The sequence below is a fragment of the Roseibium aggregatum genome (assembly GCF_017309185.1).
GTDB classification, from domain to species: Bacteria; Pseudomonadota; Alphaproteobacteria; order Rhizobiales; family Stappiaceae; genus Roseibium; species Roseibium aggregatum_B.
The window spans coordinates 356,037-382,655 of record NZ_JAEKJZ010000003.1 but is presented as its reverse complement, the minus strand read 5'-3'; the positions used below and the strand labels follow the sequence as shown (position 1 = coordinate 382,655).

General features: G+C 61.2%; 23 protein-coding genes and 2 pseudogenes. 15 read left to right on the top strand and 10 right to left on the bottom strand.

Annotated elements, in window-relative coordinates:
- The first annotated feature begins 7 nt into the window (after positions 1 to 7).
- Together JF539_RS28025 and JF539_RS16915 are read left to right on the top strand one after the other, a co-directional pair.
- On the top strand, positions 8 to 1,372 hold the full coding sequence (locus tag JF539_RS28025) for a sensor histidine kinase (RefSeq protein ID WP_207141872.1): 1,365 nt from the start codon (positions 8 to 10) through the stop codon (positions 1,370 to 1,372).
- Positions 1,373 to 1,510: 138 nt separating this feature from the next.
- Positions 1,511 to 2,089, top strand: coding sequence for an SH3 domain-containing protein (locus JF539_RS16915; RefSeq protein WP_207141871.1), 579 nt, complete (start codon positions 1,511 to 1,513; stop codon positions 2,087 to 2,089).
- An 84-nt stretch (positions 2,090 to 2,173) separates the two neighbouring features.
- Here JF539_RS16915 and JF539_RS16910 read toward each other — a convergent pair whose 3' ends face one another.
- Positions 2,174 to 3,796, bottom strand: coding sequence for a hypothetical protein (locus JF539_RS16910; protein WP_207141870.1), 1,623 nt, complete (start codon positions 3,794 to 3,796; stop codon positions 2,174 to 2,176).
- Positions 3,797 to 3,983: 187 nt separating this feature from the next.
- On the opposite strand from JF539_RS16910, the gene JF539_RS16905 reads away from it, so the two are divergent.
- Positions 3,984 to 4,658 (top strand): OmpA family protein, encoded by a 675-nt coding sequence (locus JF539_RS16905; RefSeq protein WP_207141869.1) that lies wholly within the window; start codon positions 3,984 to 3,986, stop codon positions 4,656 to 4,658.
- Between the two features lie 296 nt (positions 4,659 to 4,954).
- Here the strand turns inward: JF539_RS16905 and JF539_RS16900 are convergent, their stop codons facing one another.
- Positions 4,955 to 6,238: a caspase family protein gene (locus tag JF539_RS16900; protein ID WP_207141868.1), complete on the bottom strand. Its 1,284-nt coding sequence runs from the start codon at positions 6,236 to 6,238 to the stop codon at positions 4,955 to 4,957.
- A gap of 219 nt (positions 6,239 to 6,457) precedes the next feature.
- On the opposite strand from JF539_RS16900, the gene JF539_RS27520 reads away from it, so the two are divergent.
- Genes JF539_RS27520 through JF539_RS16885 form a run of 3 tightly spaced genes read left to right on the top strand, consistent with a single transcriptional unit; the run spans position 6,458 to position 10,495 of the window.
- Positions 6,458 to 7,444, top strand: coding sequence for an OmpA family protein (locus JF539_RS27520; protein WP_209017368.1), 987 nt, complete (start codon positions 6,458 to 6,460; stop codon positions 7,442 to 7,444).
- Positions 7,445 to 7,466: 22 nt separating this feature from the next.
- Entirely contained in the window at positions 7,467 to 9,053 is a 1,587-nt protein-coding gene (locus tag JF539_RS16890; protein WP_207141867.1) for a caspase family protein, read from the top strand.
- The gene (locus JF539_RS16885) at positions 9,050 to 10,495 is read left to right on the top strand and encodes a caspase family protein (protein ID WP_207141866.1); all 1,446 of its coding nucleotides are present in this window, start codon (positions 9,050 to 9,052) and stop codon (positions 10,493 to 10,495) included. The genes JF539_RS16890 and JF539_RS16885 overlap by 4 nt, the downstream gene beginning before the upstream one ends.
- A gap of 33 nt (positions 10,496 to 10,528) precedes the next feature.
- Here JF539_RS16885 and JF539_RS16880 read toward each other — a convergent pair whose 3' ends face one another.
- The gene (locus tag JF539_RS16880) at positions 10,529 to 11,986 is read right to left on the bottom strand and encodes a hypothetical protein (RefSeq protein WP_207141865.1); all 1,458 of its coding nucleotides are present in this window, start codon (positions 11,984 to 11,986) and stop codon (positions 10,529 to 10,531) included.
- Between the two features lie 269 nt (positions 11,987 to 12,255).
- Between JF539_RS16880 and JF539_RS16875 the strand changes: the two genes are divergently transcribed.
- The gene (locus JF539_RS16875; RefSeq protein WP_207141864.1) at positions 12,256 to 13,671 is read left to right on the top strand and encodes an SH3 domain-containing protein; all 1,416 of its coding nucleotides are present in this window, start codon (positions 12,256 to 12,258) and stop codon (positions 13,669 to 13,671) included.
- Here JF539_RS16875 and JF539_RS16870 read toward each other — a convergent pair.
- Positions 13,668 to 14,555: a LysR family transcriptional regulator gene (locus JF539_RS16870; protein ID WP_207141863.1), complete on the bottom strand. Its 888-nt coding sequence runs from the start codon at positions 14,553 to 14,555 to the stop codon at positions 13,668 to 13,670. The genes JF539_RS16875 and JF539_RS16870 overlap by 4 nt on opposite strands.
- A gap of 129 nt (positions 14,556 to 14,684) precedes the next feature.
- Between JF539_RS16870 and JF539_RS16865 the strand changes: the two genes are divergently transcribed.
- From JF539_RS16865 to purU, 7 genes and pseudogenes are all read left to right on the top strand, one after another.
- Complete coding sequence (locus JF539_RS16865; protein ID WP_207141862.1) at positions 14,685 to 15,926, top strand: FAD-dependent oxidoreductase; 1,242 nt, start codon at positions 14,685 to 14,687, stop codon at positions 15,924 to 15,926.
- 10 nt (positions 15,927 to 15,936) lie between these two features.
- Entirely contained in the window at positions 15,937 to 16,188 is a 252-nt protein-coding gene (locus tag JF539_RS16860; protein ID WP_207141861.1) for a sarcosine oxidase subunit delta, read from the top strand.
- Positions 16,189 to 16,190: 2 nt separating this feature from the next.
- Positions 16,191 to 16,469, top strand: a pseudogene (locus JF539_RS28130) ((2Fe-2S)-binding protein); the annotation flags it as partial.
- Between the two features lie 213 nt (positions 16,470 to 16,682).
- A pseudogene (locus tag JF539_RS28125) lies at positions 16,683 to 17,378 on the top strand (FAD-dependent oxidoreductase); the annotation flags it as partial.
- Positions 17,379 to 17,489: 111 nt separating this feature from the next.
- Positions 17,490 to 19,085, top strand: a complete 1,596-nt coding sequence (locus JF539_RS28120; protein ID WP_419247685.1) for a glycine cleavage T C-terminal barrel domain-containing protein — start codon at positions 17,490 to 17,492, stop codon at positions 19,083 to 19,085.
- A 1-nt stretch (position 19,086) separates the two neighbouring features.
- Positions 19,087 to 19,752, top strand: a complete 666-nt coding sequence (locus tag JF539_RS16850; RefSeq protein WP_207141859.1) for a hypothetical protein — start codon at positions 19,087 to 19,089, stop codon at positions 19,750 to 19,752.
- Between the two features lie 26 nt (positions 19,753 to 19,778).
- Complete coding sequence (gene purU / locus JF539_RS16845; protein WP_207141858.1) at positions 19,779 to 20,663, top strand: formyltetrahydrofolate deformylase; 885 nt, start codon at positions 19,779 to 19,781, stop codon at positions 20,661 to 20,663.
- 74 nt (positions 20,664 to 20,737) lie between these two features.
- On the opposite strand, the gene JF539_RS16840 is transcribed toward purU, so the two are convergent.
- The 6 genes from JF539_RS16840 to JF539_RS16815 are packed head-to-tail and all read right to left on the bottom strand — an operon-like array spanning position 20,738 to position 25,663.
- Positions 20,738 to 21,685: a PDR/VanB family oxidoreductase gene (locus tag JF539_RS16840; protein ID WP_207141857.1), complete on the bottom strand. Its 948-nt coding sequence runs from the start codon at positions 21,683 to 21,685 to the stop codon at positions 20,738 to 20,740.
- Positions 21,686 to 21,688: 3 nt separating this feature from the next.
- Positions 21,689 to 22,255, bottom strand: a complete 567-nt coding sequence (locus JF539_RS16835) for an MOSC domain-containing protein (protein ID WP_207141856.1) — start codon at positions 22,253 to 22,255, stop codon at positions 21,689 to 21,691.
- A gap of 9 nt (positions 22,256 to 22,264) precedes the next feature.
- A complete protein-coding gene (locus JF539_RS16830) occupies positions 22,265 to 22,648 on the bottom strand; it encodes a RidA family protein (RefSeq protein WP_207141855.1) in 384 nt (127 codons plus the stop codon).
- A 43-nt stretch (positions 22,649 to 22,691) separates the two neighbouring features.
- Entirely contained in the window at positions 22,692 to 24,056 is a 1,365-nt protein-coding gene (locus tag JF539_RS16825; RefSeq protein ID WP_328809256.1) for a TRAP transporter large permease subunit, read from the bottom strand.
- Positions 24,053 to 24,604 (bottom strand): TRAP transporter small permease subunit, encoded by a 552-nt coding sequence (locus tag JF539_RS16820; protein WP_207141854.1) that lies wholly within the window; start codon positions 24,602 to 24,604, stop codon positions 24,053 to 24,055. Before JF539_RS16820 ends, JF539_RS16825 begins: the two co-directional genes overlap by 4 nt.
- A gap of 6 nt (positions 24,605 to 24,610) precedes the next feature.
- Positions 24,611 to 25,663, bottom strand: a complete 1,053-nt coding sequence (locus tag JF539_RS16815) for a TRAP transporter substrate-binding protein (RefSeq protein ID WP_207141853.1) — start codon at positions 25,661 to 25,663, stop codon at positions 24,611 to 24,613.
- A gap of 319 nt (positions 25,664 to 25,982) precedes the next feature.
- On the opposite strand from JF539_RS16815, the gene JF539_RS16810 reads away from it, so the two are divergent.
- A complete protein-coding gene (locus JF539_RS16810) occupies positions 25,983 to 26,564 on the top strand; it encodes a helix-turn-helix domain-containing protein (RefSeq protein WP_207141852.1) in 582 nt (193 codons plus the stop codon).
- Positions 26,565 to 26,619 lie beyond the last annotated feature (55 nt).

Here is a 26,619-nt window from a genome sequence, read left to right as displayed (position 1 = left end):
CGGAGCCGTGGGCGTCAGTCTGACATTCCGGTTCTTGCTGATCTTCCTGAGCCTTTTCCTGGCTTTCTGGACCCTGGTGATCGCCCATTACTATATGAAAAACGATCTATCCGGAGACGAGATCAATCCCTCTCCGGAAAAGCTCGCGGCCATCGTCAACCTGATCGAGCAGGTCCCGCCCGACGAAAGAGACGCCGTTCTCCAGGCCATCCAGTCGTCTTTTCTGAAGCTTGAGGTCGTTCCGGCCGAAAAGGCCGTTCCGGCGGAAGACGCGGGCGAACTGGTCAACGACCCGATCGGCGCTCCCTATTCCGCCGTGCTCGGCGAACGTCTGCTCCATGTCGAGATCAGCCTGAAGGGCATGTTGAGGGAACCCTTCTGGGTCGCCATCCGGCAGGTGAGGTCGATGAGCCCGCCGGCCCGCGCCCTGAGCTTCTGGATCGCCATGGAGGATGGCACCGTTCTGATCGCCAGCTCCAACGTCCCCCTCGTCGTGACACCCTTCGGGCTCCCCGCGGGCCTCGGGGCTGGTATCGTCGGCACCGTTTTCGCCTTCCTTGCCTTCCTGTTGTTTCACCGGGAAATCAACCCGCTGAAAAAACTCGCCGCTGCGGTCGAAAGAATCGATCCGGCCGGAGAGAAAGTGGACCTGCCGAAATTCCACACCACAACACCCGAGATCAAAACCCTGCGCCGGGCATTCGACACGCTTCAGACCCGGTTGCAGGCCCTCACGCGCTCGCGCATGGCGCTGATCGGCGGCATTCAGCACGACGTGCGCAGCTTCGCGACCCGCCTTCGCCTGCGGGTGGAGGCTCTTCCCGACGAATTCGAACGGGAACGGGCCATTGCCGACATCAACGACATGATCGGTTTGCTGGACAACGCACTGCTGACCACAAAAGCCGGCTTCGGCGCCCTGGACCGGCAAATGCTGGATCTGGTCGAGTGGCTGCCGCCGGAAATCTCCGATCTGAAGTCCGTCGGCCTGGACGTCACGTTCGACAGCCGGGCCGCGCCGGTAGAGGCCATGATCCTGGGCGACCGGCTGGCGTTGCGCCGAATTCTGACGAACCTGATCGAGAATGCCGTCAAATACGGCACATCCGCGAAGGTAACGCTTCTGCGCGACCACGAGACCGCGACGGTTCAGGTCGACGACCGCGGTCCGGGCTTCAATCCGGACGAAGCAGACCTGCTTCTCGAGCCTTTCGTGCGCGCCGAGCCTTCCCGCGCCCGAAACACCGGCGGCGCCGGTCTCGGTCTGTCCGTCGCCGTAACGCTGGCCGAGGCCCATGGCGGACAAATCGAGCTGTCCAACCACCCGGACGGCGGCCGGGCAAGCCTGACGGTCCCTCTCTACATTCCGTAACCGGTTCGATGCGGCGCGCCGCGCGATCTCCAGCGCCTTTTTACAAATCGAAACATTTCGACACGCGCCGTTTGCATGCCGGTTACGACGGCTTCCTACCTAGGACACAGGGTAGTCTTTTCTGAACGGAGATTGTTCATGCGTAGTATAAAACGATTATCGCTTGCCGCCGCGACCCTGGTCCTCCTGAGCCTGACCGCATTTGCCCCCACCGGGGCATCCGCCGCAACCGCGGTTGTCATGACCGATCTGAACATGCGGGCGGGGCCGGGCACCCATTATCCCGTTGTCCGGGTTCTTCCCGGAAGCGCTTCGGTGGTGATCTATGGCTGCACCGCCGGCACCACATGGTGCGACGTCGGCTTCGGGCCGGACCGGGGCTGGGTTTCCGCCAGCTACATTCAGGTCACCTATCAGGGCCAGACGGTCGTGGTCACACCCGCGGTCGCGCCCGCCGTCGGACTGGCGGTCGTCACCTTCAACAGGGCCTACTGGAACACCTATTACGTCGGCCGGCCCTGGTATGCCAGCTGGAACACCTATTACCGGGCGCCCGCGGGCGCTGCCGCCGCGTGTAACGGCAACGGTTGCGCCGGTGTCGCCGTGCGTCCCGGCCGCGCCGCGGTCGGGCAGTGCAGCAATGGCACCTGCACGGGAACCGTTGTCCGGCGAACCCCCTGGGGTCCGGTCGTGCGTCAGGGCAGCATCTCGCGCTGACGCGGGGCTGCGTTTCATTCAGGTGTTTTCAGACCCCCGCGTTCAAGGGCGACGCGGGGGTCCGATGTCAGACCTCAGCCATCGTCATTGGCAAAAGACATGCGTCGCAATATCTTGCTGCGGCATGCCAAGGGCCTTCAGGAGCACCGTATCCACGGTCTCCGTGTTCCGGCTCAGGAGTGTGTTGTTGGACGCTCTGATCCCCTTGCGGGTGTTCGGCCCAAGAGACCCGTCCGGCTTGCCGACATCGATCCCGTTGGCATTGAGCGAGGCCTGCAGCTTCCTGACCAGGCCCGCGTCGTGTTCGTCCACCTGACCGCAGAAGTCTTGCGGAACGCTGCGGGCAATCTGACTGGAGGGGATATCGCGAAAGGTCGTATCGAAGGTCCCCATATTGTTGGCGAACAGCCGGATATAGTGAAGCAGCGCCACCCGGTGGTTATACTCCTTGAGAGCCAACCCGACCTCGGTGTTGTCGATGCCGGTCGCCACACCGTAAATGACCGACTGATCGGACTTGCGGAAACCGCTCAATTTACCCTTCGCTTCCAGATCGAAGATGGTCACCTGACCGTAATCCGCCAGGAGGCACTTGCTTTTGCCGTCGCACACATAGGACTTCCAGGGTGCGTCCGCGCTTTGCTTGACACCGAGACAGACGAAATTCTGGCCGGTGACGAATGTCAGGAAGGCGCTCTCGCTGGATTGCAGATTGGCCAGCAATTCAGGCGATACGCGGTTGTATTTGCTCTGGTAGATGTTCGCGCAGTAAGTCAGCATCTGGCCACGGCTCAGTTCCGTCAGTTGCGACGGCCGCCCGACCACGAAGATGTTTTCCGCCGCCAGTTCAGACACGGACAGACGATACATGGAGGTCGGCTTGGTCTTGTACATGTTGCGCAGGAAACCGATTCCGATACCCGTATCGATCAGGTAGTCGGTGACCTCGATGAAACCCTGGTTGATGGTGCGCACCACCTGGTTGACCTCGGCCGACCGGTAGTTGCCCTCCGGCAACTGGATGAACGGCTGGTGGATGCCCAACCGGGCGGTTTCATGCGCGAACCGGCGCGGAAAGAAAAAGCCCTCGTAGCGCGTGTAGCCGCCCAGAAAGACCAGGGAGCAGGCGGATTCGCAAATCGCGTTTTCCGGCAGCAGTGTGATGAAGTTCTGGCTGGCGATATATTTTCCAAGCTCAAGTCCCTCCCGCAGACTGCCGCCCGGGCTGTTGAGCATGATAATGTTGTTATACGGGCAGTAACCCGGTTTCAGGCACTCCGAAAACGATGCGGTTTCGACCAGCGTCTTGAGCTTTTCCAGATCTCCCTTTTCGATCTGGCCTTCGATGGAGATGACCCGTCCGGTTTTGAGGCCGCCCCACGCCGGAACGATATGCAGCGTCTCGTAGGTATGCGCCCCGTCTCCCGCGATGCCGTTTTCGAAATAGGCAAGCGAAGAACCCTTGACCTCCGCCTTGGAGGTAAATCCGTCTTCCAGGCCCGTCGCATGCAGGTAGGCCTGTTCCGTCACCGTTCCAAGATCCAGCAACTCATACCCCGGCCCCGCCGCCGGATTGCGGTCGAGCAAGCGTATTTCAGCCGCCTCCGCAACGCTTCCAGCGCCGAGCGAGAGGAAAAGCGCACCGAGCGCAAGAACAGTTCCGCCGACAAGCCGTCTCGAAAGCGGTATTGAGATTCCAATAAACATGCAGGGTGCCTTTGCTTTCGGTTTTCACAATGACAGGCCGGGAAAGGCACAGTCTCATGGTGCCTTAACCAAGCTCCATGACCCTTGCTTTAGTTTGCCTTTCCCTCTGGAAAGACTTACCTCAATTATGTTACTAAAGCTGCTAAGTCCATGAAACTACGGTAAATAAAGTTCAGGATTTTTCCATATGAAGTTTGTTGCGGTCTCCCTTGCCATCCTGAGTTTATCCTTGCCTGCGATGGCCCAATCCACCATCACGCTGGAGGATTTCGATCTGGGGTCCGATCCCGCGCCGGCGGCCACCGCCTCTCGCGGTGCCGGTGAAGACGCATCCGGCGGCTCGGACATGGAAAAATGCCTGCTCGACCCGACCGCCTGCGACAATTCCGAATACAAGTCCAACACCTCGTTCTCGCTGGACGACGTGGTCAATCTCGGCATTGTCGACCGCGAGGAGGTCTCGGACAGCCAGTCCTCGACCGGCGGCGCACCGGTCACCGCCGCCGCCGATCCGCTGCCGTCGATCGATATGGAAATTCTGTTCGACTACAACTCGGCCAACCTGCGCCCCGACCAGCTCATCAAGATCGCCGAACTCTCGCGCGTGCTCAGCCAGGACAAGTTCCGGAACTACCGCTTCCTGCTGCTTGGGCACACCGACGCCAAGGGCAGCGACGAGTACAATATGGCGCTGTCGCAAAAACGCGCCCAGGCGGTTGCCACTTTCGTCACCGCCAGCGCGGGCCTGCCGGACCAGCGCGTCATCGCCTCGGGCATGGGAGCTTCCAAGCTCAAGGACGCCTCCGATCCGTTCGGCGAACAGAACCGGCGGGTTCAGCTCGTGCTCGTTCCGGTGAAATGACTTCGAAACGGGACCGGTAAGCCGCTCTCGTCGGACGGCTGACCGCCCCTCGGACCGTCATTCCGGACAAGTGCAGCAAAGCTGCGCGCAGATCCGGAAGCCAGAAATCAGCGCGAGCGGCAACGAGCTCCAATTCTTATATCTGTTTGTTTTGATTTCGGAATCGAGCGCCTTCGGCGCAAAGATTTCTGGATTCCGGATCTGCGTTCGGCTAACGCCTCACTTGTCCGGAATGACGATCCGAGAAGTCGTCGACGGTCCCACTGGACCGGCAAGCCGGTCCAGAAGGGCCTGGTTCAGTTGATCTTGAATTCGGCGAAATGATAGGCGACCGCTTCGGGCGCCGAGCCGATCGTTCCCGACAGTTCATTGCTTGCAAGCTGCCCGTTGATACGGCGGAGCACCTCGCGCTTCATGTCGTCCGAAAGGGCTGTCCCCAGGGAGCAGAAGAAACCGATCCGGTTCGCGCCCTTTTCGTCCTGATCCTGAACGATGAGGCCGTATCTGGAGCCGGGCGAAATCTCGTAGCGGACCTGTCCGCCGCCGAGTTCGACCGTCTTGAAGAACTGCGCCGGGATCGGCGTTACCTTGCTCGACGGCGAGATATTGAAGAAATTCGGGAGGCACTTTCGCGGCACGTCGGCCAGCACGGAGACTTCCTCACCGACCGTCACGGAGCCCGGATAAACGGCAAGCAGGGTTTGCAAATCGTCCTTAACCGGGGCGGAAGCCGCTGTGCGTTCGAAATAGAACTCCGTCTGCATCTGCGACAGCTGCTGCGGCCGCTGGTCGCCGTCCGTTTCCGCCATCACGTCCCGGGTCACGCGTTTCATGAGAACCGACACTTCCGCGTCCGGCGTCTTCATGTGACGCGCAAGCGACTTGGCGAAGGGGGAATTCTGCCCCGACCCGTCCTTGGCCACCGAATTCGGCAGCGTGGCGAAGGTGACCAGCATGTCCCCGACCGTGCGGATCGGGGCAAGACCACGCGTGATCCCCGCCGACCGGCCTTCGGAGGAGGCCTGGGTCAGCAACTCCTCGGCGAAGGGATTGTTGCGGCAGGCATCGAGGAACAGGAGACTGATCGGGACTTCCTCCATCACCTCCATGAAGGAACGCAGGCTCACGGTTTCCCTCTCGATCGCGGTCGGCGACCGCAATTGCGCGTCCACCGGGATCAGATAGTTCTCGCCGTCCTTCTGGATGCCGTGGCCCGCGAAATAAAGCACGGCGACATCGAGCTCAGGCGCCCGGTCGGCGAGATCGTCGAGCGCCTGACCCATGGTTTCTTCATCAAGATCGTAATGAACGGCAACCTCGAAGCCGACCGCCTCGAGCGATTTTGCGACCAGGTCGGCGTCGTTGGCGGGATTGGCAAGACGGCCAATCTTCTCATAGCCGGAATTCCCGATCACCAGGGCGAAACGCTGTTCGGCGGCAACGGCGCCGCCGGTCAGCGCGAGGATTGCAAACCAGAAAACCGCGAAGGCTGAAAGCCAGGCGGCTTTCGCACCCGAAACCGCGCCCGGAACCGCGCACTGCGAGCGCGTACCGCAGAAAAAAGAACTTTGAACTGTCATGGCACTCTGAAAATCGCCTCAATCTTGTTTGCATCAGTATCTTTTCCGGACGTTAAGAAACGAAAAAAGCACTTCGCAGGCAACCGGGATTTTGACTTGAAGACAAATTTGAGGCGATATGGGCGAAACGGATCCTCCGGCCGCAGCCAAAAGAAGTAAATTACGGATAATAAATATATTTTTAGCAATATTACGCTAATGCCGGAGAAACTTTCAGACATGTTGAATTGCGTAAACCGGACTGAAAACGTGCCCTACAAAGTTCTTCGCCGTGCCGCCATCGTCACATTCCTCCTTCCCCTTTTCACCGTCGGCGCCAACGCCCAGCTGATCGACTGTGCAAAGGTCGAGGAAGCCTGGCGCAACCTGCCGCTGAGCGCGTCCCACGAGGACCGCGCCCGGGTTTACGATCAGGCTTTCAACGACAGCGATTGCGACGGCGCAGTCGTCGAAAACATCGGCAAGCAAATCATCGAGGCCCGCCTCGATGCGCTGGCTCCGTTTCAGGACCTCGACGGATTTGGCGGCGATCCCGAGCAGCTGAAACAGGGGCTTTTCGATCTGCAGGAATTCGGCAGCCACTGGCGAATCTCCTTTCTCCTGGGAGAGATCTATCGCAAGCAAAGGCAAGCCGTTCCCGCATTGAAGGCTTACCAGGAAGCCCTCGGTCTGGTGGACGACGAGGAATTGACACCGGCGGAACCGGAGCATGCGATGATCGCGCGCCTGAGAGACCGCCTCGACGAAATGGCCGTCGTGGTCGCGCAGATTTCGACCGACCCGAGCGACATCAAGATCCCGGTGACGCGCAGCGGCCAGTCCATTTCGCAATACAGTTTCCAGACGCGCGGCTACGGACGCAAGAAAACCCTGGTGCCGATCCAGTTCGTCTACGACCGGGACGTGATGACGGAAACCGGCAGAACCAGTTTCGAGGACGCGCAAAAGGCCTTGATAAAGCAGGGTGCGCCGGACATTCAGGTGATAGGCCATACGGACCCCGTCGGGTCCGACGCCTATAATGTTCAGCTTTCGCTGAAACGGGCGGAGGCCATCCGCCGCGCCTTGCAGGCAAGCGGCTATGCGGGCTCGATCGAGGTTGTCGGCATGGGAGAGGCCCAGCCTTTCCGCTTTGACGATCCCTCTCTTTACAGCGAGGACGTCCGCAACCAGGCGCACCGTCGGGTGGAATTCGTGCTGAAATGATCAAACTATGTCCGGTTCCTTCATGACACAGTCTCCGACCTTGATCGCGTTCTGGAAACGCGCCTCTCTCGGCGCGTCCCTTCTGGCCGCATCGCTCCTCGCGCCCCTGCCTGCTTCCGCGGGAGCGCTTTACGGCCTAGTTGTCGGGATCGATACCTACGACCACCTGAACGACCTGTCGGGTGCGGTCAACGACGCGAAGGATGTGTCAAAGACACTTGAAGGTCTGGGCGCGGAGAAGATCATCCTGCTGACCGACGGCGAGGCGACACGCGAAAACATCTTTGCATCCTGGCAGCTGCTCACCGCGCTGGCCCGGGAAGGCGATACGCTGGTCTTTCACTATGCCGGTCACGGCGCACGTCAGGAGGCCATCGTTCCGGGGCACGAGGACATGGACAACATGTTCCTTCTGGCGGGATTTGCCGAAAGCGGTGCGGGCGTCAACGAGCGCATCGTCGACAACGAGATCGGCCACATGCTCGCTGAGGAAAAAGAGGCCACCGTGGTCTTTGTCGCCGACAGTTGCTTCGCCGGCGGCATGACACGGGACCTCGCACCTGGAACGGATGTCAGCCTCAGGGTCGCCGACGTCAGGGTCGATCCCGCCCAGGACCACGTCGCCGACAGGGTAAAATCCCTGGGCGAGGTAGACGAAGCGTCCCTTGAGCACGTGATCTGGGTTTACGCCCAGGACCGCAACAAGGTTACCCAGGAAATCCGCATCGACGACCAGTCGCGCGGCGCCCTTTCCTATGCCTTTTCCCGCGCCCTGGAAGGCAACGCCGACCGGGACGGCGACCGGGTGCTCAACACCGCCGAACTGAAAAGCTTCGTCAACCGTTCCGTAACGCGCCACACCGAGCGCCGCCAGAGACCGGAGGTCAATGCCGGTTCGCGCGATCTGGAAATCGACCTGAACGAAACAGCCGGGACCGCGCCGGCCGTCTTCGAACTACCGGTCCTGTCTGTATTCGCCGGCGCAAGCACGGCTCTGCCCGACCTCACGGGTATCCGCCCCGCCGGGCGCAGGGAGGATGCCGACCTGGTTGTCGACGGCGAAACCGGCGCGCTCCTTTACAAGACCGGCGACAAGGTGGCGGACCTGCCGAAGGAACTCACGGCGAAGGTCCTCCAGCCGGTTGTCGACAAGTGGCGCTTCATCCAGTTTCTGTCGGGCATCACGTCCACGGAAAACCCGGCGCTGAACCTCTCCAAAGGCAGCCGGACATATTACGAGGGCGAACGGGTCACCTTCTCCATCCAGTCGCCGTCACAGGAGAATGTCGTGCTCTTCAACCTGGCCTCTTCCGGCGAAATCCAGCTCGTCGGCCCCGTCCGTAAAGGCGGTTCCGGCCTGGCCTCCGGCAGGCTGCGCGCCGGAAGAACGGAGAAATTCCGTTCCGAGGTGATCGCTCCCTTCGGCGCGGACCACCTGATCGCGATCACCACCGGCCGTCTTGAGCCCGGTCTCGTCGACGCCGTCAAAACGGCGGAGGCAACAGGGGACCTCGCCGCCCTGGCCCAGGATTTCGGCCATGTCCTGAAAGGCCAGTCTTTCGGCCTCGACTGGATCGGACTTTATTCCCACAAAGGAGAACAGCCGTGAAATTCCTTTCAGCCGCAGCGCTCGCGGCCGGCCTTTGCCTGGGACTTGGCGCAACGCAGGCCCAGGCAGCGCAAAAGGCCCTGCTGATCGGCGCCGGCGAATACCCCTATCTGCCGCCGAAAGCGCAACTGAGCGGTCCCGCGAACGACGTTCGTGCGATGACGCAATTCCTCGAAGGCTATTGGGGTTTCTCCAAGTCCGACATCCGCATTCTTGTCGATGGAGACGCCTCCAAGCAGAAGATCCTGAATGCGATCCAGAGCTGGCTGCCCGGAGCGACCCAGCCCGGCGACCGGGTGATCATCTATTACTCCGGCCACGGTTCGCAGATCCCGGACACCAGCGGAGACGAGGAAGACGGCAAGGACGAGACCTTCGTACCGACTGATTTCGGCCGCAACGGCGACCAGGCGAGCGACATGCTCAGCGACGACGAGATCGGGCGGGCTCTCAACATGCTCAAGGGCCGCGAAGTGATCCTGATCGCGGATTCCTGTCACTCCGGCACCATCAACCGCGATATCGTCCCGGGACTCGCGAAGGACGGCATCGACGCCAGGCCGCGCTACCTCCCTTTCTCCGGGTCTTCCACCTTCTTCGCCGACGCCCGCGACGTGGAACCGCTTGCACGAGAGGTGGACACGCACCTCAACCTGTCCGCGGCCCTGCCGCATCAACTAGCCTGGGAAACCAACGGATCCGGCATTTTCACGCAGACGCTCATCCAGGGGCTGTCCTCCGGACAGGCGGATCAGAACGGCAACGGCCGGATCACGACCGCGGAATTGCTCAACTTCATGCGTCCCAAGACGGAAGCCTGGTGCCAGGGCGTCGAGCAATGCCGGGAGCTTCAGTTCACACCGAATGTCAGTCCCCGCAACGAAGCCTTCGTTCTTCAGCCGGTCCGGCCCGCCGAACCGGTCCAGACGGTCACGGGTGACAGCTCCGAGGACGTCTCCGACGTTCTGCCGGAACGCGAACGGGACAAGATCGCGGTCCGGATCCTGCCTGGCGCCATGCATGAGATCGGTGACGAGGTCCAGTTTCAGCTGACCAGCGAACTCGACGGTTATCTCACCCTGCTCGACCTGACGGCGGAGGGCAAACTCGTCCTGCTGTTCCCGACCGACGAAGACCGTGCGGCGGGCAAGACCGGGAAGATCCGGGCCAACTCGACACTGACGGTGCCCGACCCCTCCTACGGCTTCAGCTTCGTGGCCGAAGCCCCCGCGGGAAACGGCAAGCTGCTGGCGATCGTGACGCAAGACCGGGTCGACCTTGAGGATCTGCTCGCGGCAAACGGCACATTCGAACCGATCGACGACAAGATGGGCTTCATCAAGGAGATCTCCGGCCGCCTGAACACGGTCTGGACCGGAGACACCACAAATCGCAGCGTCAGCTGGGCGGCGGGCTACAAGGAGTACGAGATCCGGCCTTAGCAGCTGTGCCGGATCTCGGGCATCCGGAAATTGTCAATAGACGCGCCTGTAACAGAACACGTTTCCTGAGGCCGAGTTTTTCAGGCAGCTGATGTCCGTTTCTTCGGCAACGGCCTTCGGCTTCGTCTTGCGCCAGAGTTCTTCCGCGACCGCCCCGTTGATGAGCACCTTTCCCTCCTCGCGTTCGACAACCGTCTTGCCACCGGACGGCCATTGATAGCTCTCGATGCCATGGCTGTGCAGTCCGGCATTCAAGGTCGTGACAACGGTTTTTCGGCACGGGTCTTCATCCGTCTTGTTTTCGCCTTTGAAAACCAGACAGGTCGTATCGACAGGCGCCTCGCTCTTTTGTGCGATCACAAGATCCGGTGCGAGATCCCCCCCTCCCTCTGCAAGACCGAGAATAACCCGGAGCGACATGCCGCCCGGATAGAGGAAGGCGTTCGGAACCGCCAGGGTCCAGCCATTGCTTGCTTCCACACTCGCGACCAGCTCGCCAGTGGACGGATCGTAGCTGCCCCTGCAGCCGATATCTCCGAGCTCGGTTCCGCCGTCGCTCACGAAATCGATCCGACCGTCCTCAGCTTGGTTGTAACTCTGGAAAGCGTCGCGGCGAATGTCGTTTTCCGGCCAGAGGCGGTGCTGAAGAACGCCATTCGAACCATCCTGAACCTTTTCGTGCGCATAGTTCGTCGCCGTCGAACCGTCCTCCGGCGTCAGCTGCCGTGAGAGTTTTGAACAGGCCGCATGAATGTTGGCGGGTGTCGGCTGCCTCAGGATCGGAAGCCCGGCAAGCTGGATGTTCCAATGCGCGGCGTCACCAATCGTCTCCACGTAGTACATGTCTTCAGGCGCTGTCGCGAGCATGGTCTGCAGAAGCGACAGCCGGAGCCTAAGCGCTTCCATCCGCGTCGCGACCGCCCCCATGCTTTTCAGCGCCAGCCCGAAAGCCTTGCCGACGTCGTCGCGGCTGTAGTTGGCTTCGGGCAACGAAATGGAAATCGAATGGAAGCCCAATATTCCGTTGACATGAAGAACCCGGTCCGCCACGCGTCCGATGTCGCTCTCGGTGTTTTCGCCTCCGGCCATGAAAAACACGGCACAGGCGGACGCGCAGGTTGCCCCGGAAGGGACCGCTGTGCCCAGCGAATTGACCCAGTAGTTGCTGCCGAAATCCTTCAGCAGCAGATCCGCCATGCGCACGGCCTCCGCCAGCGATCCGCCCGGACTGTCGAGGCACAGGCGCGCCCGTGTATTGCCGTCCTGCAAAGCCAGAAGACTGACGCCGTTGATGGACTCGTTCGAACGTCCCGACAAATCATCGAGGAACGATTTGAGCTTCTGGGCGTCGCCGGTGGCGATCGGACCGGAAATCGTGGCAATACAGTTGAGAGACCGGTCTCCGCCGACCGCGATTTCAGCCGAGTTGGCGGACGAAACACCTGCAACAAGGATTGCCAGGGAAAAGAAATACAACCAAAAATTCTTCATGTTGCCCCACTGAATTGCATATGAGGACACAAGTCTGCCGGAAGAAGCAGAAGTCAATAGCCGGAATCTCCGGGTCACGTTCCACCCCGGCAACGTTTCCGCAAACAAAATCGACAACCTGGAATTTTTCGGATTGGAAACATACACTTGTGCGCGATCTTAATTCTCGCGCCAAGCCTGTTTTTGCTTGCGCCGGGCGGTTTTCTGGACTTGTTTGAGGCTGTCTTCGCCGTTTTCCGCAGACAGACATCCAGGAGAAAATACGTCTTATGGTTTTAAGGACATTGCTGATTCTGATAGCGGTCACTTTGGCTGCGGGACATGCGCAGGCCGCGGAAATCACGCGCCGGCAGGATCTGGCGCCGCGCCTGTCGGAACTGAAATTGCTCTACCCGCGCGGCCAGAACAGCGATGCCAGCGTTTACGGCGGCGACACCGCGATTTTTCACGTTTCAGGCGTCATCGAGAAGGGCGATCTGGAAAAACTCCAGTCAGCCGTTGGCGATACCTGGGGCAAGGTCATCGTGTTCGACAGTCCCGGCGGCAGTTTCACCGAAGGCATTCGGATAGGCCGCTATCTTCAGGAAAATGTCGGCTCTCAGGACTCGGACCTGTACGGCGTCTTCGTGCTGAAGGGCAAAAGGTGCCTGTCCGCCTGCGCGCTCGCCTTCACCCTGTCGGCAACGCCCAGAAACATTGTCCTTGGCGAGGATACGCGTTTTGTCGAAGTCGGCGCCCTTCTCGGGTATCACATGGCATTCCTGCCCGACGAGCAGGCCAACCAACTGGTCGCCGTGCAGACGGCCATGAACCTCGCCTATGAGGTCACCCAAACCTACGTCTCCCTGATCAAGGGCGGTCTCGCCCCCTCCATTCTGCTCGAGGAAGCCCTGTCGCACCGTTCTCCGGACAGCTTCTTTTACCTGACCGGCGGGATCAGGACTTTCGCCATGGGAATGAGCCCGGTGTCCAGCGGTCCGCTCGCGCAACCGCTCAACGACAGCGCTCTGAAAATGAATGCCGTCAATGCCATGTGCAATCAGCTCTTCATGGCGGAGAATTCCATCCTGAAGTCGGAAGTCGAGTACGAATTCGGTTCGATCGACATGATCATCGCCGACGCAAACGAATTGGGTCTCGAGGACATGGCAGACCGCGCCGGCTCACCGCGCTTCTCCGCGAGCCACAACGGAGCGGGATATTGCACGGTTGAATATAACAGCGACGGCTCCGTCGGGATACGCATGACAGCCGGCAGGCGTCCTTGCGAGACAGGCGAATTCGAAAGAGATGCCTGGTGCGCGGAAAAAGGCGACCGAAACGGCATGTTCAAGGCGACCAATGCGCTTCTGGCACTCGCGACAGGCTGCAACGAAGGCAAACTGACGAAAAAATTCGTATACTGGGGGCTCGACGTCCTCTCCTACGGAGGCACGACGGACAATACGTCGGAGGTTGACTGGAAAAGAACCGTCGGACGGGACGTCAATGTCCGCCAAAGCCCTTCTCTTGAGGCGGCGACCGTCGGCAGCCTGCGGGCCGGAGAGGAAATCCAGATCGCCGCGTGCCGGGTCGTGCCGGGACCGCAGGGGGTCTGGTACCAGTTGTCCAACGGCGGCTGGATCAGCGCGCGATTTGTTTCGGCGTTCGACGGCTGGTCGCGTCCGGCGCTCGAAACGCCTTAAGCTAAAGCGGTAAACTCACTGGATATCCACTCCAGAAAAGCGGATGCCGATCGGGACATCCGCCCCTGCCGGTTCGGAAAAACATGCAGGGCCTGGGAGAGAAGCTCTCCCGGGCCGAATGGAGCGACGAGCCGGCCGGAAGTCAGATAGCCCTCCGCATAGGTCGACATGACCGCCGTGATGCCGCCCGCGCTTGAGATCAGCTCCAGGGCCGCGGCCACGCTGTCCACCTTGACCGGAGCGCCCCCCGGCGTGAGAGGAATGCCCTGCTTAGCGGCCCAGCGGTCGAGAAGCTGCATCTTGCCCTGCACATAAACCAGCCTTCCCGCATTGACCCAATCGGCACTTGGCATCTCCTCCGCTCTTGCCGCAGTCTCGGGATCGCAAACGAGCATCAGGCGTTCCCGCCCGAGCCGGCGCGCGCCCGAGACCGGCTGGGCACTGTCCATCACCTCAATGCTCAGGTCCGCCAGTTCGACATTCGGATCGGTCCAGACCGTGCTGTTGAGCCGCACCTCGACCTCGGGATGGGCGTCGGCGAAACGGTTCACATTCTTCGCCAGCCAGAGCAGCACGAAACTGACCGGCGCGGAAACCGTCACGCTCGCCGGTGCCCGCGCCCCCAGGAGCCCTTCGGTGGCTGTCGCCGCCCGGTCGAGCGCATCGGCGATCCCCGGCAGATAGGCCGCGCCGACCTCGGTCAGTTCCAGACCGTTGCTGCGCCGGTGAAACAAGGGTCTAGAAAAGAAATGCTCCAGCGCCCGCACCCTTTGACTGATCGCCGCCTGCGTGCAGTTCAGTTCTTCCGCCGCGCGCGTGAAGCTCAAATGTCTCGCAGCCGCTTCGAAGGCTTCCAGATAGATCAGGTGAGGCAGATTGCGCATAAAGACCCCAATGAAATTTTGGAGACATTACGAAAACGAGGTCACTGGGTAAAGATCGGTTTCTTGCGCCAAGTCTGAAAGCAAGGCTCACTGCGGTTTGTTATCCGGCTACCGAACCTGCAGGACGCCATGCCACTTTCCCTGTTGAAATACGGTCTGCGCAACAGGCACGTGTCGTTCAACGACATACCGCCGACGCCCGAGTTGAAACCGTCCTATGACGTCGTGATCCTAGGCGGCGGCGGCCACGGTCTCGCGGCGGCCTATTACCTGAGCCATGTGCACGGCATCCGCGATGTCGCCGTCCTTGAGAAAGGCTATCTGGCGGGCGGCAACACGGCGCGCAACACCACGGTGGTGCGTTCCAACTACATGACCGAACCGTCGGTACGCTTCTACAAGGAAGCCGTAAAGCTCTACGAGACCATGTCCGAGGATCTCGGCTTCAACATCATGTTCTCCCAGCGCGGCCAGCTGACCCTCGCCCATTCGGAAGCCACCCTGCGCAGCTTTCATCTGCGCGCAGAAATGGGCAAACACATGGGCACGCGGATCGAAGTTGTCGATCCGAAAACCGTTGCCGAAATCTGCCCGCTGCTCAATCTCGACATGGGCGGTCAGCACGAGGTGCTCGGCGGCCTCTGGCACGAGGACGGCGGCACCGCCCGTCACGACGCCGTCGCCTGGGGCTACGCCAAGCGGGCGGCCGAACGCGGGGTGGAAATCCACCAGCGCACCGAGGTAACCGGCTTCGAAAAAAACGGCAACCGGGTTACCCATGTGAAGACCAACCGGGGCAAGATCGCGGCCGGCCAGGTGCTGCAGGCCGCCGGTGGTCTCAACGGCCACGTTGCCGGTCTGGCCGGCATCCGCCTGCCGATCCGCTGTTTCCCCCTGCAGGCCATGGTCACCCAGCCGCTGAAACCGTTCCTCGACACGCTGATTTCCTCCGCCAACCTGCACACCTATATCCTGCAGTCCTCGCGCGGCGAGCTTGTCATCGGCGGCGGCTCCGACCCCTATCAGCTGGCCTCGACCCGCTCCACCCTTGACCAGAAGGAGCATCTGGCCGAAGGCGCGCTGCATCTCTTCCCGTTCCTGCACAAGGTCAAGCTCCTGCGCCAATGGGCGGGCATCACCGACATGACCCCGGACTACAGCCCGGTCATGGGCGCGTCGCCGCTGGAAAACTACTGGCTCGACTGCGGCTGGGGCACCTGGGGCTTCAAGGCGACCCCGGTCGCCGGAAAATACATGGCCGAGACCGTCGCCAGGGGCCGAGTCTCCGACATCCTGAAACCCTTCGACCTCCAGCGCTTCGAGAAGTTCGAACTGTTGAACGAGATGGGCGCCACGGCAGCCAGCCACTGACGAGGGTACGATGAAGCTTTTGACCTGCCCTGTGAACGGGACACGCAACATCACCGAGTTTCAATATCTGGGTCCGGTGCGCGCGGCCAGCGCCGAAGATCCGGGCGAGCTGACCGAGGCGCTGTTCTTCGCCGAGAACCCGCTTGGCGTGCTCACGGAGTGGTGGCGCCACACGCCGTCCAACACCGTCTTCATCGCGGAACGCCACACGGTGACGGATGAGATCCTCGCCACCTATCTTCCCAGCAGAAAGCCCGACTGACCATGAGCGAACGGCTGAACGCCCCCTTCGGATCGCGCATCGACAGGTCCCGCACAATCCGCTTTTCCTTCGACGGCAAGGGCGTCGAAGGGTTTGAAGGCGACACGATCGCGTCGGCGCTTGCGGGAGACGGCCGCTGGATCCTGTCGCGGTCCTTCAAATATCACCGCCCGCGCGGCGTTCTGACCATGGCCGGTCAGGACGCCAACACCCTGGTGCAGCTTCCCGATGAAGCCAACGTGCGCGCCGACCTGCGCGAAATCGCGGACGGCCTCAACGTCACCTCCCAGAATGTCAGCGGCACGGCGGAAAACGACCGGCTTTCGATCCTCGGCCGGTTCGGCCGCTTCATGCCGGTCGGCTTCTACTACCGGAGTTTCTTCAAACCCGGCAACAAGGCCTGGCTGAAGCTCTGGGAACCGATCATCCGCAAATCCGCCGGTCTCGGCAGGATCGATCCCGCCGCCCCCAAAGGCCGCTACATCAAGGAAAACATCCACACGGATGTGCTCGTCGTCGGCGCGGGACCGGCGGGACTGTCGGCCGCGATCAAGGCAGCGGAAACGGGACTGGACGTTGTTCTCGTCGACTCCGCACCCGAACTCGGTGGCGCCTTGACCTACGCCCGCTTCGCAACGAAGACCGAGGAAGCGGAGGGTCTGCTGGATGACCTCCGCGCCAAAGCCGGGGCCCTGCCCTCGCTCAGGATCATGACCGGTGCGACCTGCAACGGCTGGTTCGCCGACAACTGGCTGCCCGTGCTGAAGGACAACACGCTCTACCGGGTGCGCGCCCGCCAGGTGGTTGTCGCGACCGGGTCGCAGGAACAGCCGCTGGTGTTCCACAACAACGACCTTCCCGGCATCATGCTGTCGTCCGCCGCCCAGCGCCTGATGCGCCACTACGCGGTGCGCCCCGGACAAGAGGCGGTGGTTTTCGCCGGGAACCGGGACGGTTACCTGACCGCGCTCGACCTGCTCGACGCCGGCGTGTCACTCCAGGCGGTACTGGAACCCTCTGCAACCCCGTCTTGCCCGGAGGTCGCCAAACGGCTGGAAAACCGGGGCGTGCGCCTGGTCCGCGCGGCAACGGTCACCGAAGCCCGGGCAACGGCGGGTAACCGTCATATCCGCGCGGTCACCTTCGAGCAAAACGGCCACGGGGCGGAAACGCTTGCCTGCGACCTTCTCGTCGTTGCGGCAGGCTACACGCCAACCTATCAGTTGCCGCTGAATGCCGGTGCGAAGCTCGGATATGACGACGACAGCCGCCAGTTCGTCCTGAGCAACCTTCCCGCATCCATGCATGTCGCCGGATCGGCTGCGGGATGCTTCGATCTTCAGGCCGTCCTGCGCAGCGGAGAAATCGCGGGCGCCAGGGCCACCGTGAGCTGCGGATGTGAGACGGACGTACCCGAACCGCTCACCGACCCGGCCGCCCCCGGCATGAACCACGCCCAGGCCCTGATCCCTCATGAAAAAGGCCGCGACTTCATCGATTTCGACGAGGACCTGCAGGTCAAGGACATCCGGAACGCCGTCAAGGACGGATATAGCGAGCTGGAACTGGTCAAGCGCTATTCAACCGTCGGCATGGGCCCCTCCCAGGGCCGTCATTCGGCGCTGAATACGGCCCGGATCGTCGCTGGAATGACGGACCGCAAGGTTGGCGACGTCGGCATCACCACATCACGCCCCCCCTTCGGGCCGGAGAAACTGGGCGTCCTCGCCGGACCGCTGCACGTGCTCTACCGGCATACGCCCATCCAGAGCGAGCACATGGCGGACAACGCCCGGATGAAGCCCGCCGGGGCCTGGTGGCGGCCCTATCACTATGGCAACGACCGGGACCTTGCGAAAACCATCGCCGAAGAAGTCGATCTGGTGCGCACAAGGGTCGGCATGCTCGACGTCTCCACCCTGGGCAAACTCGCGATACGGGGACCGGACGCCGGAGCCTTTCTCGACCGGATCTACACCATGGCCCATGCGATGCAGCCGGTGGGCCGGGTCCGCTACTGCCTGATGCTCAACGACATGGGCTCTGTCATCGATGACGGCGTCGCCTACCGCCTGTCCGAAACTGACTTCTATGTCACCGCCACCACCGGCGCCGTCGCCCGTGTCTATACCGAAATGAGCTTCCTGAACGCCCAATGGGGCATGCGGGTCGACATTCAGAACATCACCTCCGCCTTCGCGGCCATCAATGTGACCGGACCGAACGCGCGCAAGGTGCTGGAAGCCCTTGGCGGCGACATCGATCTGTCTCCGGACGCTTTCCCCTATCTCAACGGCCGGACCGGCGTCATTGGCGGCGCGCCGGCACGTGTCATGCGCATCGGCTTCACCGGGGAACTGAGCTATGAACTCCATGTGCCCCGCTCCTTCGGCGCGGCGCTGTGGCGCAAGCTGAAAGAAGCGGGCGCGCCTTACGGCCTGGCACCCTACGGGCTCGAAGCCTCGCGCGTCCTACGGCTGGAAAAAGGCCATATCATCATCGGTCAGGACACCGACGCCCTGTCGAGCCCGGCGGAACTGAACATGGAGTGGGCGCTGTCGAAAAAGAAGCCCATGTACATCGGCAAGACGGCGGTCGAAAAACGCGGAGGCCTGGGGCTCAAGCGCAAGCTCTGCGGTTTCGAGGTGCCGGAAGGCCATGGCGCCCGGCTGTCGGACTCCTGCCTGGTCCTGCGCGAGGGAACGCCGGTCGGCTTCGTCTCGTCGGTCTGCCACTCTCCGACCCTGGGCAAGTGGATCGGGCTGGCCTATGCGGACCCGCGCGATGCCGAACCGGGCGGCAGTCTGACGATCCGAGGGCTGTGCGGCAAGGAACTCAACGCGCCGGTCGTCACCACGCCCTTCTACGACTCCGAGAACCTGCGGCAGGAGATCTGACATGACACAGGACATCGCCTCCACCGTGTCTCCCGCAAGCATCGACCAGGCAATGCGCAGCAGTCCCCTGGCCGAACGTCTGCCCCAGACGGACACCATTGCTAGCGCCGACCGGAACTGTGTTCTCGATTGCACCCGTTCGGAACGGTTCGGCTTGCGCGGGCCGGGCACCATGAGCTGGATCGCCTCCCGGGAGATGACCGCGCCGGAGAAGGTGAACGCCGCTGTGATCCTGCCCTGCGGCACCGCGCTCCTGCGGCTCGGCCAGGAGGAAGTTCTCTTCACCGCCCCACCGGGCGGAAGTGGAGAGCGGTTGCGGGAAATTCGGCAGGCGTGGCTGGAAAGTACGCTTGAGACGAAGGGCTACGACGCCTATCGCGAGGAAGGCTGGGCCTGGTTCCTGGTGTCCGGTCCCGCCGCGCCGGAATTGATGGCGCGAATCTCCATGACCGATCTGAGGCCGCAAGGTTTTCCCGTCAATCAGGTGGCCCAGACCCGCGCTCTGCATCTCGACGTGGTGGCCGTCCGCTTCGACCGCTTTGGCAGCCCCTCCTATGAGCTCTTCCTCGACGTCTCTTCCGCCGGTTTCGCACTCGATGTGCTCACCGAAACGGCGGAAGGTCTCGGATCGGGCTTCCAGTTCGCCGAATTGCCTCCCGGCGCCTGACCAGATCAATTCCCTCGGAGTTTCCCATGACCCAGTTTGTCCTGACGGTCACGTGCCCGTCCCGGCGCGGCATTGTCGCCGCGATCACCGCTTTCCTGTCCGAGGCCGGCTGCAACATCACCGACTGTGCCCAGTTCGACGATCCGGCCTCCGGCGATTTCTTCATGCGCGTCAGCTTCAAGTCGGAGCTTGATGCAAACATCGACAGCCTGCGAGAAGGCTTCAAGCCGGTCGCGGAGCCCTTCGGCATGACCTGGGCGATCCACGACGAGGCGGAGCGGATGAAAGTAATCATCATGGTGTCGCGGTTCGGCCATTGCCTGAACGACCTGCTCTACCGCTGGCGGATCGGCGCGCTTCCCGTCGACATCGTGGCGGTGATTTCCAATCATCTGGACTACCAGAAGCTGGTGGTGAACCACGACATTCCCTTCCACTACATCAAGGTCACGAAAGACAACAAGGCGGAGGCCGAAGCGGCCCAGATGCGTGTGGTGGAGGAAACCGGCGCAGAACTGGTGGTGCTCGCCCGTTACATGCAGGTTCTGTCGGACGCCATGTGCCGCAAGCTTTCAGGCAGGATCATCAACATCCACCATTCCTTCCTGCCGAGCTTCAAGGGCGCCAATCCCTACAAGCAGGCCTACGAACGTGGGGTGAAACTGATCGGCGCAACGTCGCACTACGTGACGTCCGATCTGGACGAAGGCCCGATCATCAATCAGGACACTGTTCAGGTCACCCATGCCCAGAACTCCAACGATTATGTGTCTCTCGGGCGGGACGTGGAAAGCCGGATCCTCGCCCGTGCGATCCACGCCCATATTCACCGCCGCGTCTTTCTGAGCGGCAACCGCACCATCGTCTTCCCCGCCTCCCCGGGTTCCTACGCCTCGGAGCGCATGGGTTAGAAGCCGTACACTAAGTCGCCAGCCTGTCCCAGCTCCCTGAGACCTCCGTGCTCAGTGGATTCCGGTTGCCTGGATCAAAGATCCAGGACGAGCGTTCCCTTGCCCCTGGAAACGCAGGGCATCAGCCTGGATTTCTGTTTGTCCGGCGTGAGCACGACATCCCGATGAAGAACGTCGCCCTCCCTGTAGCCGCATTCGCAGCTTCCGCAAGTTCCTGTCTCACAGGACGAATGGAGCGCGAAACCATTTTCCCTCAAGACCGAAAGCAAGGTGCGTTCCTCCGGAACATCGAGCTCTTTTCCGCTCGAAGCGATAACGACCTTGAACGGTTCTGGCACGAAGGTGTCGTTCGCAAGCGCCGTGAAGCGTTCCATGTGGAATTTCCCGTTCGGCCAGTCGAGCTTTGAGGCAGCTTCCTCAATGGAAGCAATCAGTCCCTGCGGTCCGCACACATAGAGTTCCGAACCGGTCTCGCCGGTCAGGGCGCTCAATGGATCGAACCTCGTGCCTTCCTCGGAAAACCAAGGCCGAAGCCTGCTGCCGCAAAGTGCTTCCAGCTCTGCGAAAAACGGGGCTTTCGACCGGCTTTTTGCACAGTAATGCAGGACGAAGCGCTGTCCCTCCGCCACGAGCCGCTTCGCCATGGGCGCCAGCGGCGTGATCCCGATCCCTCCGGCAACCAGAACGTGGCGGCCGCTCTCGGGATGAAAGCTGAAGTGGTTTCTGGGCGCCGAGACCGGGATTTCCAGACCGGCCGCCGCAGTCTCGTGCAGCCACAGCGAGCCACCCCGCCCGTCCGGCTCGCGTTTGACGGCGATTGTGTAGATGGATCTGTCCTGCGGGTCGCCACACAGGGAATACTGGCGAACCGAGCCGTCAGGCAGATGCACGTCGACATGAGCTCCAGCGCTCCATGCGGGAAGCTCCGGGCGGCGGGGATGCGAGAAGCTCAGGACAATAACGTCCGGTGTCTCGGCCCGGACATCCTGGACCGAGAGCCTCATGATCAGGCGGTTTGGCATGGGTCAGTCCAGCAGCTCGATCTCGTCACCCGGGCGGATGATGCCGCCCTTCTCGATGCCGCAATTCAGCCCCGACCGGTTGTAGAGCGGCAGGAACACCGGGGAGTCGAGCAGGTTCTCCAGGTATTTGCACGGGAAATTCAGGCGTCCGCCGCGTAGGATCACCTCCCCGACCCGGAACCGGCGCCCGACCAGATGATTGAGCGGCACGCCGCGCACGGTCAGGTTTCGGCGGTGATCGACGGGTTTGAGCTCGATGGAGCCCTCCTGAAGCGGCGGGTCGTTTCGCGCAATCGCATCCAGCGCTTCCTGCTCGATCAGGGTGACTTCACGTACATCCGGCCGGGGGGAATAGGTTCCCGTACCGAGAAAGTATCTGTCGCCGACGATACCCCGGCCCGGAACGCATTCCGCTTCCGAAAGCTCCTCCATTTCGAAACTCGCTTTTGGCGCGATATGGATGTGCAGCAGGACGCCTTTCCAGTCGGTCGTGCCGCCTTCGGTTTCCAGCGCGGCTTTCGCCGCCGGGTGGCGGAAGGCTTCGGTCATTTCAGGATTCTGGTCTGTCATGGCTCAAACTCAACGCGCGCGAATGGCGACGGCTTCTATTTCAACGAGGGCGTCCTTGGGAAGACGGGCGACTTCAATGGCGGAACGCGCCGGCGGCTCGCTGGGGAATGCCTCCGCATAGACGGCATTCATGGCCGAAAAGTCATCCATGTTCTTCAGGAAGACCGTGGTCTTGACCACGCCTTCCATGGTTGCGCCGGCCGCTTCAAGAACGGTTTTCAGATTTGCCAGAGATGCCTTCGTCTGCGCTGTGACGCCATCGGGAAATGCGCCCGTTTCCGGATCGATTGGCAGTTGTCCCGAGACGAAGACCAGGGTCTCGAAGGCAATGCCCGGAGACAGGGGAACGCCGGGAGCGGTCAGCGACGGGGGAGCGATTACGGTGCGGGACATGATTTTCCTCTCTTGATGTTTTTGGGGTTGTCCGATGGCTGGCTCAATAACCGAGATAAGTCGGCAGCCAGAGCACGAGTGCCGGGAACAGCAGACACAGGACCAGTCCGGTGAGCTGCAGCAGGGTGAAGGGAATGACCCCCTTGTAGATGTCGCCGAGGGACAGATATCCCTGCCCGGCCTGGCGCAGGTAGAAGAGCGCGGGGCCGAAAGGCGGTGTCAGATACGAGGTTTGCAGGTTGACCGCCACGGCAATCGCGAACCAAAGGAGCAGATGATCCGAAGGAACCGCATTTCCGAGATCCAGCGACATCACGATGGGCCGGAAGACAGGCAGGATAATCAGCGTGATTTCCAGCCAGTCGAAGAAAAAGCCGAGCACGAAGATGATTGCCATCAACAGGACCAGCAGCGTCCAGTCATGCAGGTCGAGGACCTCGATCACATGGATGATCGCGTCGTCCCCGCCCAATTCGCGGAATACGTACGAAAACAGTGTCGCTCCGCAGAAGATCCCGAAAATCATGGCGTTTGTGAGCGCCGTGCCGCGAACGACGTCCCGAAGCAGGCTCAGGCTGAAGGTCCGGTTGTAGACGGCGAGCAGCGTTGCCCCGAAGGCCCCGACCCCTGCCGCTTCCGTCGGTGTTGCAAGGCCGCCGATGATGGAGCCCAACACCATTACCACGAGGAGCGTCGGAGGCAGGAAGCCGCGCAGGATGAGACCCAGCAAGGACCGCCCGTCATCGGTATTGCTTTCCTCAAGCTTTGGCATGCGCGAAGGCTTGGTCATGGCCATGAAGACGATATAGACAAGATAAAGGCCGGACAGGACGAGGCCGGGAATGACGGCACCGGCGAAGAGATCGCCGACCGGCACGGCCAGCATGTCTCCCATGATCACCAGCATGATCGACGGCGGAATGAGAATGCCGAGCGTACCGGAGGCGGAAATGACCCCGGAAGTGATCTGCTTGTCGTAGCCGCGGTCCATCATGACCGGCAGCGCCAGAAGCGACAGCATGACCACCGAGGCACCGACGATGCCCGTGGTCGCGGCCATGATCGTTCCCATGAGAACGACCGCCAGCGCCAGCCCGCCCGGTACCCGCCTGAGCAGCACCGACAGGATTTCCAGAAGGTGGCGGGCAACGCCGCTGCGCTCCAGCATGATGCCCATGAAGATGAACATCGGGATCGCGACCAATACCAGGTTTTCCGCGATGGAACCCCAGATGCGGCTGACGATCAGGAAGAGCTGCATCGGATGGAACATGTCGAGCATGCCGCCGACGACGGTGAAGATCAGCCCGACACCAGCGAGACAGAACGCCACCGGATAACCGGTGAACAGGATGACGATGAGAATGCCCATCATCGTCAGGGGAAGCAGGGTTTCGAATGCGGTCACAACCCCACCTCGTCGTAATGAGTATCGGGTTCCGGGTCCCGTTTGCCCCCCAGAAGCGTTGCCAGACTGTCCGCAATGACGCCGAGAGCTGCGACCAGCAACGTGAAGAAGCCGGTCAGGAGAGTCGTCTTGATGATCCAACGGTAGGGAAGCCCGGTCTGTGAGGCCGACCCTTCGTTCAACAGGAATGACCGTTCGACAAAGGTCCAGCCGAAGTAGAGGACGATGACGCAGAACGGCACCAGAAACAGGACCGCGCCGAGAAACTCGATCGCCGCGGCGGTTTTCGGACCGAAACGCTCAAGCAGGACATCGATCCTGACATGCTCGCCTTCGACATAGGCATATCCAAGAGACAGCAGGAACAGCGCGGCATGAAAGTGCCACTCGAGATCCTGCAGCTTCGTGGATCCGAGGACCACGAAGCGGCGGGTAATCACGTCGAGGACGACGGTCAGGACCAGCAGCACGATGAGCCATGCCGAGACCTGACCGATACGCCGCGCGACCGCCTTTAAGAAACGGGCAGAAACCAGGAGTGCGGTCATTTGCGTTTACTTCAGGTACCCGATTTCGCGCCAGGTCGTATATTCTTCCCGGAAGGTGGAAAAGCTCTCGTAGGCCCGTGCGAAGTCGGGGTCTGCGGCAACCTGTTCGGCTATGACCTCGTCGACGGCGCCCTTCAGCTTGGCAAGGTCCTCGTCGGACCACTTGTGAATCTGGACGCCCTTTTCCTGAAGTTCCTTGAGGGCCGGAACCTGGATGGCCTCGCCTTCGGCGATCCCGTGGCGCACGTTGTCGCCGCAGACCGCCTCAATCTGCGCCTGCTGGGTCTCGCTCAAGGCATCCCACTTGTCCTTGTTCATCATCAGATCGAAAAAGGTCGACTGCTGGTGCCAGCCGGGGAAATAGTAATGCTTGGCGATCTGGTAGAAGCCCATCTTCAAGTCGATCGCCGGCTGAACGAATTCCAGGCCGTCGATGACACCGCGGTCAAGGGCGGGATAGACATCGGGCGCCGCCAGAAGCTGCGCGGAAACGCCGAACTTGCCGAGTGCCTTGGCGCCAAGACCGAAGAAGCGAAGCTTCATGCCGGCCAGATCGTCAACGCTTTTGACTTCTTCCCGAAACCAGCCTGACCCTTCCGGCGCCAGCATGCCGCACATCACCGACTTGATGCCGTACTTGCCGTAAATTTCGTCGAAGATTTCCTTGCCGCCGCCGAAATAGAACCACGCCATATATTCGGGAGCAGAGGGGCCGAACGGGAGAGCCGCGAAAACCTGCAGGGCCGGTACTTTGCCACCCCAGAAACCCGGAGTGGAGAAAGCGGCATCGATAGCACCGAGGGAGACGGCATCGAATGTTTCGAGCGGCGGCACCAGCGCGTTCGGCTCGTAGAAGCGCAGCTCGATATTGCCGCCGGAGACAAGCCCGATCTTTTCCTCCAGGCGCTTGCCGAGCGTTCCGAGCTGCGGCAGGGAGCTGGAGAACGTCCCCGCCATCTTCCATTTGACCGGAGCATCTTGCGCAAACGCTGTGGATGCCAGCGGAAGAACCGTTGCAACGCTCAAGGCCGTCACAGCGAGCAATTTGGTGAATTTCATGATTGTCCCCTTCTGTTGTATAAAGAAGATCTTAGACAACGTTGTCTAAAAGGCAATCATGCCGCATGCGCGAAATATGTGCGAAAGTGATTAAAAAATAAACATTTATACGTATATCAACGGGAAAACATATCGATCTCACTATGGACGAGACCAGGTCTTTTGCCTATAAGGCAAAAAACAACGTTGAATCCTGGCAACGCAGGATTGCATGACTCTTTAATCAGATTTTGGTTGGCGATGCTCTCATTGGCGCGACAGCCGGTTGACCGGAGAAGTTTGAGATGAACAATTCGCCAGAACTGGGAGGTTGGTGAACATGGCACTCAAGGGTACGGCCCGAAAAATGGACTTTCCGGCAGGCGTCAGTCTGGGAAGGGCGATACGCGCCCTGCGGACCGAGAAGGATATGTCCCTGTCGCAACTCGCGCTGGCAGCGTCTCTGGACAAGGGCTACCTGTCACGCGTGGAACGCGGACTTAAAGTGCCGTCGGTCGCCATCATCCTGCGCATCTCAACGGTTCTCGAAGTCTCCGCTGCACAGCTTTTCGGCGCTGCTGAGAACCACGATCTGCTTTTCGTCACCCGCGCGGACGAGGCCAATGAACTGACGGCAGACGACGGCAACTATGTTATGCGCCTGTTGACCCAGAGCGATACGAGTTCCGGCCTCGAGGTTTTCCTTATGTACCCGCCCGTTGAACTGGTCGACGAACCGGACGCCGAACACAGAGGCGAGGAACTGCTCTTTGTCGTATCCGGCAGGGTTGAGATCCGATTCCCGGACCAGAACCTTATCCTCAACAAGGGCGATTCCGTGCAATTCCCCGGCCCCTTGCGCCACCAGGTACGGCGGCTTGAAGAAAACAGTTGCGTGTTAATCGCGGTGAGCGGGTCCTGAAGCCTGGATATCGGACTTAGTTTTTGTCGCTTTGAGCAAGTCGCTCGTGAGCTCA